Source organism: Pseudomonas syringae, from assembly GCF_021606685.1.
Taxonomy (GTDB): domain Bacteria; phylum Pseudomonadota; class Gammaproteobacteria; order Pseudomonadales; family Pseudomonadaceae; genus Aquipseudomonas; species Aquipseudomonas syringae_R.
The window spans coordinates 140,681-147,200 of the sequence record NZ_WKCB01000005.1; the positions used below are offsets into that span (position 1 = coordinate 140,681).

Genomic DNA, 6,520 nt, shown 5'->3' on the forward strand with positions numbered 1-6,520 from the left:
TTTTACCGCTAGTCTGCGGACATCTGCAATGCCGACAACAGCCTTCTACAAGAGCCCGGCGATGACTGATCTGTCCCGAATCCAAGGGCCTGCCAGTGCGGTAATCCCGACCCTGGAAGCTCGCTTTTACCGGCCACCGCTGCCTGACGGCTATGTGCTGCGACCGCGCCTGTGCGAGCGGCTGGCGGCCGGGCTGGAAGGGCGACTGTTACTGGTCAGCGCGCCAGCGGGGTTCGGCAAGAGTTCGTTGGCGGTGGAGTTCTGCCAGAGCCTGCCCGCGCACTGGCAAAGCTTGTGGCTGGGGCTGAGCCCACGGGACAGCGACCCGGGGCGTTTTCTTGAGCGTCTGCTCGAAGGTTTGCAGCACTACTTCCCGCACCTTGGCGGCCAATCCCTCGGCCTGCTGAAAATGCGCCAGCGTCACCAACCCTTTGCCTTTGAAGAATGGCTCGACGGCCTGCTCGATGAGCTGACCGCGCAGCTGTCGACCCGCGCGCCGCTGTTGCTGGTGCTGGATGATTACCACCTGGCCCAGGGGCCGGTGCTGGACCGCTGCCTGCAATTTTTCCTCAACCATTTGCCCGATGGCCTGGTGGTGCTGGTGACCAGTCGCCAGCGCCCGGACTGGCACTTGGCGCGGCTGCGTCTGTCGCGGCATTTGCTCGAGCTGCATGAGCAGGACCTGCGCCTGACCCATGCTGAATCCCTCGCCGTGCTGGACCGCCACAGCAGCTCCTTGCGTGGCGAGGCCCTCGACAACCTGATCCGCCGCAGCGAAGGCTGGGTGGCTGGCCTGCGCTTTTGGTTACTGGCCGCTTCCGAAGCCGGCAGCGAGGGTGCCCTGCCGCAAAACCTGCACGGCGGCGAAGGGCTGATCTGCGATTACCTGCTCGAAGAGGTGATCGACTGCCTGCCGGCTGAAGTGCAGGCATTCCTGTTCGACACCGCCCCCCAGGAGCGTTTCTGCAGCGCGCTGTGCGATGCCGTGCGCGAAGCCCACGACAGCGCCGACATCCTGCGCTACCTGCAATCGCATCAGGTGTTCCTGGTGCCGTTGGATGAGCAGGGCCATTGGTTCCGGTATCACCATTTGTTCTCCGACCTGCTGCGTACCCGGCGCGCCAGTAGCAATGTGTTACCGGCGGCCAGCCTGCACCTGCGTGCTTGTCGCTGGTTCAATGCCCAGGGCTTGATCGATGAAGCGGTGGAGCAGGCGTTGCGCGCCGGCCATCTGGACGTGGCCGCCAACCTGGTGCAGAACCTATCCGAAGAGCAACTGCTGGCGGAGCAGAATGTGGGCATGCTGCTGCGCTGGAAAATGGATTTGCCCGACAGCCTGCTGATCAGCACTCCGCGCTTGATCGTGCTTTACAGCTGGGCATTGGGCCTGGCCTGCCAGTTGGATGCGGCGGAAGAATTGTCCGGTTACCTCAGCCGCTTTCTGCCGGCACCGTCCGCCACCGCGCAAAAGTCGATGCTTGCCCAATGGCTGGCGCTGAGCGGGATCATCGCGCGCGGGCGCGGTGACCGCGAGCTGACCCAGCGCTACTGCAGCGAAGCCCTGGAAAGCCTGCCGCAACGGCGCTACGGCCAACGCTTGATGTGCCTGTCGACCTTGTCCAACCTGGCCATTGTCGATGCCGACCTGTGGCGCGCCCGTGGCTTGAATCGTGAGTCCCTGGAGCTGGCCCAGCGCGTCGGCAACCCGCTGTTCGAGGCCCTGGCCCATTACGACCGCGCGCGGGTATTGCAGGCGCGCGGCGAAATCCTGCGTTCCCTGGATGAAGTGCGCCAGGGCCTGCAACGCCTGCATGGTTTGGCGCCCCAGCGGCTGTACGCCGTGCGCGCGCGGCTGTCGCTCTATGAAGGTTACTTGCTGCTGGTGCGTTTCCAGCCGGAGGCCGGCCTTGCCCGCCTGCGCGATGGCCTTGCCGAAGCCCGCGCGTGCCGTGACATCAGTGTGCTGATCGGGCATTGCGTGATCGCCAGCTTCGAAGGGCGGCGCGGCGACTTTCCCAAAGCCTTCGCCGAACTTGCCGAAGCTGAGCGCCTGATGCACATCTGGGATGTGCCGCCGATCTACTACCTGGCGATGATCACACTGATCAAGTGCGAGCTGTGGTTGGCCCAGGGCCGCACCGACCTGGCCGACGCCTGGCTGACCCGCCTGGGGCAGACCTACAACGGCGAACACGCCGCGGCCGCGCCGGAGTTTCACCCGCACCTGGCGCAGCATATCGGCCTGCAACAGGCGGCGTTGGATGCCATTCGGCATCAACCCGACGCCGCGCAGCAACGCCTGACCGAGTTGGCACAACAGGCCCACAACAGTGGGCGCCAGATGATTGCCCTGATGGCCCTGACCCAACAGGCGCAGTTGTTGTTGGAAAGCGGCCATGAGGCCAAGGCGCGGCCGGTGTTGGCCCAGGCACTGGAGGCGGGCGCAGGTGGCGCGCTGCAACCTTTTGAGCGGCTACTGGATAAGCACCCGGACTGGATGCGCGAGCAACTCGGCAAAGATCCCCATGGGCTGCTGAACCAGAGCCTCCTGGGGTTCTTACCAGCCGTCACGGTGGTGGCCACATCACCCAGCCACGAAACCCTGAGCGCGCGGGAGCTGGCAGTGCTGCAGTTGATCGCCCAAGGCTGCTCGAACCAGGAAATCAGCAACCGGCTGTTTATCTCCCTGCACACGGTCAAGACCCACGCGAGCCATATCAACAGCAAACTCGGCGTGGAGCGGCGTACCCAGGCGGTGGCGCGCGCGCAGGAATTGAAGTTGATCGGCTAGCGCTGACGCTTAATGTGGCGAGCGAGCTTGCTCGCGTTGGGCTGCGAAGCAGCCCCAATCTGTTTTAATAGCGCAACTTTCTGATCTGCACCCGAGGCACCCCCATGACCACCGCCACGCCGACGCTCATCCGCGAAACCTTCCCCGTCGGCCCTTTGCAGTGCAACTGCACCATCATCGGCGACCCGATTACGAAAAAGGCCATCGTGGTCGACCCCGGCGGCAACCACGAGCTGATCCTCGCGCGGCTCGAGGCGTTGGGCCTGAAGGTGGTGAGCATCATCCACACCCATGCCCATCTCGATCACTTCCTGGCCTCGGGCCAGTTGAAAGAGAAGACCGGCGCCACCTTGCACCTGCACAAGGAAGACCAGTTCCTCTGGGACAACCTGGAGATGCAATGCCAGATGTTTGGTGTGCCGTATACGCCGGTGCCGTCGCCGGATCGCTGGCTGCAAGATGACGAGGCGTTGGCCTGCGGTTGTGGCGTGGCCTTGCACACGCCAGGGCACACGCCGGGCTCGATGAGTTTCTGGTTTGCCGATGCCAAGTTGCTGATTGCCGGGGACACGTTGTTTCGGCGCGGCGTAGGGCGTACGGACTTGTGGGGTGGCGACCAGGCGACCATCGTGCGTTCGATCAAGCAGCGCCTGTACACGCTGGACGAAGGCGCGACCGTTGTGACCGGTCACGGCCCGGATACCCGGCTGGGCGATGAGATGCGTGAGAACCCGTTTGTGCGCGCCTGAAGCGGCAAGCAGGGATTCATCAAGGTTTTGTCGAGAAGTGTTGTAGCAAAAACACAGCCTGCATTCAGGATCTGTCTGCTACGGTTTCTATAGCGGCGCTGGTGGCCGATGTTTTGTTAGCGCTCGCTGGCGCGGCCACGGAATTTTTACCGTTTGTCGCGTTCCAAACTCGGCACAGGCCCATTGCCAATGTCCTTTGCACCACAGAATGCAAAAGTAGGAGCTCCCTTCATGTTCACTTCGCGTCGTCTGCTTGTTGTTGCTACGGTCGTAGCCCTGTTATCCGGCTGTGCTTCACCTAATCCATATGGCGGCAGCAGCCAGGGACAGGCGAGTAATGAGTCCGGCGGTATGAGCAAGACCGCCAAGTACGGTGGCCTGGGCGCCCTGGCCGGTGCGCTGGCGGGCGCCGCCATCGACCACAACAACCGTGGCAAGGGTGCGTTGATCGGTGCGGTGGTTGCCGGTGCTGGTGCTGCGGGTTATGGCTACTACGCCGACCAGCAGGAAAAGAAACTGCGCGAGAGCATGGCCAATACCGGGGTTGAGGTTCAGCGCCAGGGCGATCAGATCAAGCTGATCATGCCGGGCAACATCACCTTCGCGACCAACTCCGATGCGATCTCCAGCAGCTTCTACACGCCGCTGAACAACCTGGCCAACTCCCTCAAGCAGTTCAGCCAGAACACTATCCAGATCGTCGGCTACACCGACAGCACCGGCAGCCGCCAGTTGAACATGGACCTGTCCCAGCGTCGGGCACAGAGCGTGGCCAACTACCTGACCTCCCAGGGTGTCAGTGCGGCCAACCTGAGCGCACGCGGTGCCGGCCCGGATAACCCGATTGCCAGCAACGCCGACGTCAATGGTCGTGCCCAGAACCGCCGCGTAGAAGTGAACCTCGGCCCGATTCCAGGCCAGCAGTACGGCCAGCCAAGTGCCCAGCAGCAGGCGCCACAGCAGAACAATCAGTTCCAGGGCAACCCGTACTCGCAATACCAGTAATCGCTCGCTGAAAAAAAGGGCGCCGTGCAGGCAATGCACGGCGCCCTTTTTTATCGCCTGGTGTTTTACAGGCGGAAGCGACTGACAAGGGTGTTGAACGAGATCGCCAGGTTCGACAGCTCCTGGGTCGATGCATTGGTTTGATGTGCGCCGGCAGCTGTCTGGGTCGACAGGTCCTGGATATTGACCAGGTTGCGGTCGACCTCGCGCGCCACGTGGGCCTGTTCTTCAGAGGCGGTTGCGATCACCAGGTTGCGCTCGTTGATCTGGGAAATGCCGTCGGCGATCTGTTCCAGCGCGTCGCCGGTGGCCTGGGCGAGTGCCTGGGTGTCGTTGACCAGTGCCTGGCTTTTGCCCATGGCGCCTACGGCCTGGTCGGCGCTGGTTTGCACGGCGTTGATCATGCCTTCGATCTCCCCGGTCGACGCCTGGGTGCGGGCGGCGAGGGCGCGCACTTCGTCGGCCACTACGGCAAAGCCGCGGCCTTGCTCACCGGCCCTGGCGGCTTCGATGGCGGCGTTGAGTGCCAGCAGGTTGGTCTGCTCGGCGATACCGCGGATCACATCGAGGACTTTGCCGATATCGCGGACCTGGCCGGCGAGGTCCCTGACCATGGTGGTCGATGAGTCGATTTCGCGGGTGGCATGGTTGATGGCCGTGACCGCCTTGCGCGCCTGGTCGCGGCCATTGGTGGCTTGCTCGCTGGTGGCGTGCGAAGCCTCGGAGGTGGACACCGCATTGCGCGCCACTTCTTCTACCGCAGACGTCATTTCGGTGACTGCCGTTGCGGCCTGTTGAATCTCGTCGTTCTGGCGAACCAGGCCGCGACTGCCGTTATCGGTGACCGCCGTGAGCTCTTCCGCCGCAGAAGCAAGTTGGTCCGACGCGCTGGCAATCTGCTGGATGGTTTGTTTCAAGCTCGACTGCATATCGCTCAGCGCACTCAGCAGTTGGCCGGTTTCGTCGCGACCGCTGCTGATGATGGCCTGGGTCAAGTCGCCATCGGCAATGCGCCGTGCGCTGGTCACGGCGGTGGCAATCGGGCGGCTGATCAAGCGGCTGATAAACAGCCCTAAAAGAATGGCTGCAATAAACGCCAGGACGATGCCCGAGTACAGCGTGTTCTTCGCGGACGCCTCCTGGGCTGTGGCCTCCTTGGCGCCTTCTGCAACCTGACGGTCATTGGAGTCGACCATGATCGTCAGCTCATCCATCACCGTGCGGTAGCTTTTCTGCAGATCACCGAATAACAGCGCACGGGCTTTTTCCAGGTCATGGGCCTGCAGCAGGGCCACGTATTGCTGGAGCATTGCCTGATACGCGGGCCAGTCACGGTCCATCTTGTCGCCGGCTACGCGCTCGTCGTCGGCCAGCGGTGTCTGGCGGTACAGGGCAAAGGCTTGCTCGCTGGCCAGGCGGTTGGCGTTCATGGACGCAATGAACTCGTCTTTGACGTTCTGCGGCGCGTCGCTGGCGTAGGCCGTGTAGAGCCGATAGAGGTCGCGGCTCTGGCCAACGGCTTTGGTCTTGGTCTGTGCGGTGTTCGAGACGGAGACCAGGTTGTTGGTGAATACCAGCCTCAGGCTTTCCGACAGCGCAGACACCCCCCGGCTTCCCAGCACGCCGACGCCCAGGGTGATCAGGGCGCAGAGTGAAAAGGAGGTGATCAGTTTGGTCGAGAGTTTTGCGTCGTTAAGCCAGCTCATCGGTTCGTCCTGGAAAGATGCTGATTGATTCATCAACGAAGTGAGGGCCAGCACCGGGTGGGTGGCGGCAGTTGTCGTACTACTATCGACAGCTTCGTCCAGGACTGAAGGGTTACTGAATATTACTGAGGCTCTGACCGCTCTAAATTGGGCGTTTTAGAGGGTTTTTGAGAGTTTTATGCGTTTGAATTCACTGCGCCGCTCTCGAAAGGCAATTATGGCGAGAGAACGCTTTTTATGTAAAAAATCCTTATTTATCAGTTAGATAA

The 6,520-nt window shown here is 62.3% G+C and carries 4 protein-coding genes; 3 read left to right on the forward strand and 1 reads right to left on the reverse strand.

The features are described 5' to 3' along the window. Positions 1-61 precede the first annotated feature (61 nt). From GIW02_RS03885 to GIW02_RS03895, 3 genes are all read left to right on the forward strand, one after another. Positions 62-2,791: a LuxR C-terminal-related transcriptional regulator gene (locus GIW02_RS03885; protein ID WP_236411217.1), complete on the forward strand. Its 2,730-nt coding sequence runs from the start codon at positions 62-64 to the stop codon at positions 2,789-2,791. A 104-nt stretch (positions 2,792-2,895) separates the two neighbouring features. Next, positions 2,896-3,540, forward strand: coding sequence for an MBL fold metallo-hydrolase (locus tag GIW02_RS03890; protein ID WP_236411219.1), 645 nt, complete (start codon positions 2,896-2,898; stop codon positions 3,538-3,540). Positions 3,541-3,771: 231 nt separating this feature from the next. Further along, the gene (locus tag GIW02_RS03895; protein ID WP_236411220.1) at positions 3,772-4,545 is read left to right on the forward strand and encodes an OmpA family protein; all 774 of its coding nucleotides are present in this window, start codon (positions 3,772-3,774) and stop codon (positions 4,543-4,545) included. Between the two features lie 65 nt (positions 4,546-4,610). Here the strand turns inward: GIW02_RS03895 and GIW02_RS03900 are convergent, their stop codons facing one another. Then, complete coding sequence (locus tag GIW02_RS03900; protein WP_236411221.1) at positions 4,611-6,251, reverse strand: HAMP domain-containing methyl-accepting chemotaxis protein; 1,641 nt, start codon at positions 6,249-6,251, stop codon at positions 4,611-4,613. Positions 6,252-6,520: the final 269 nt, after the last annotated feature.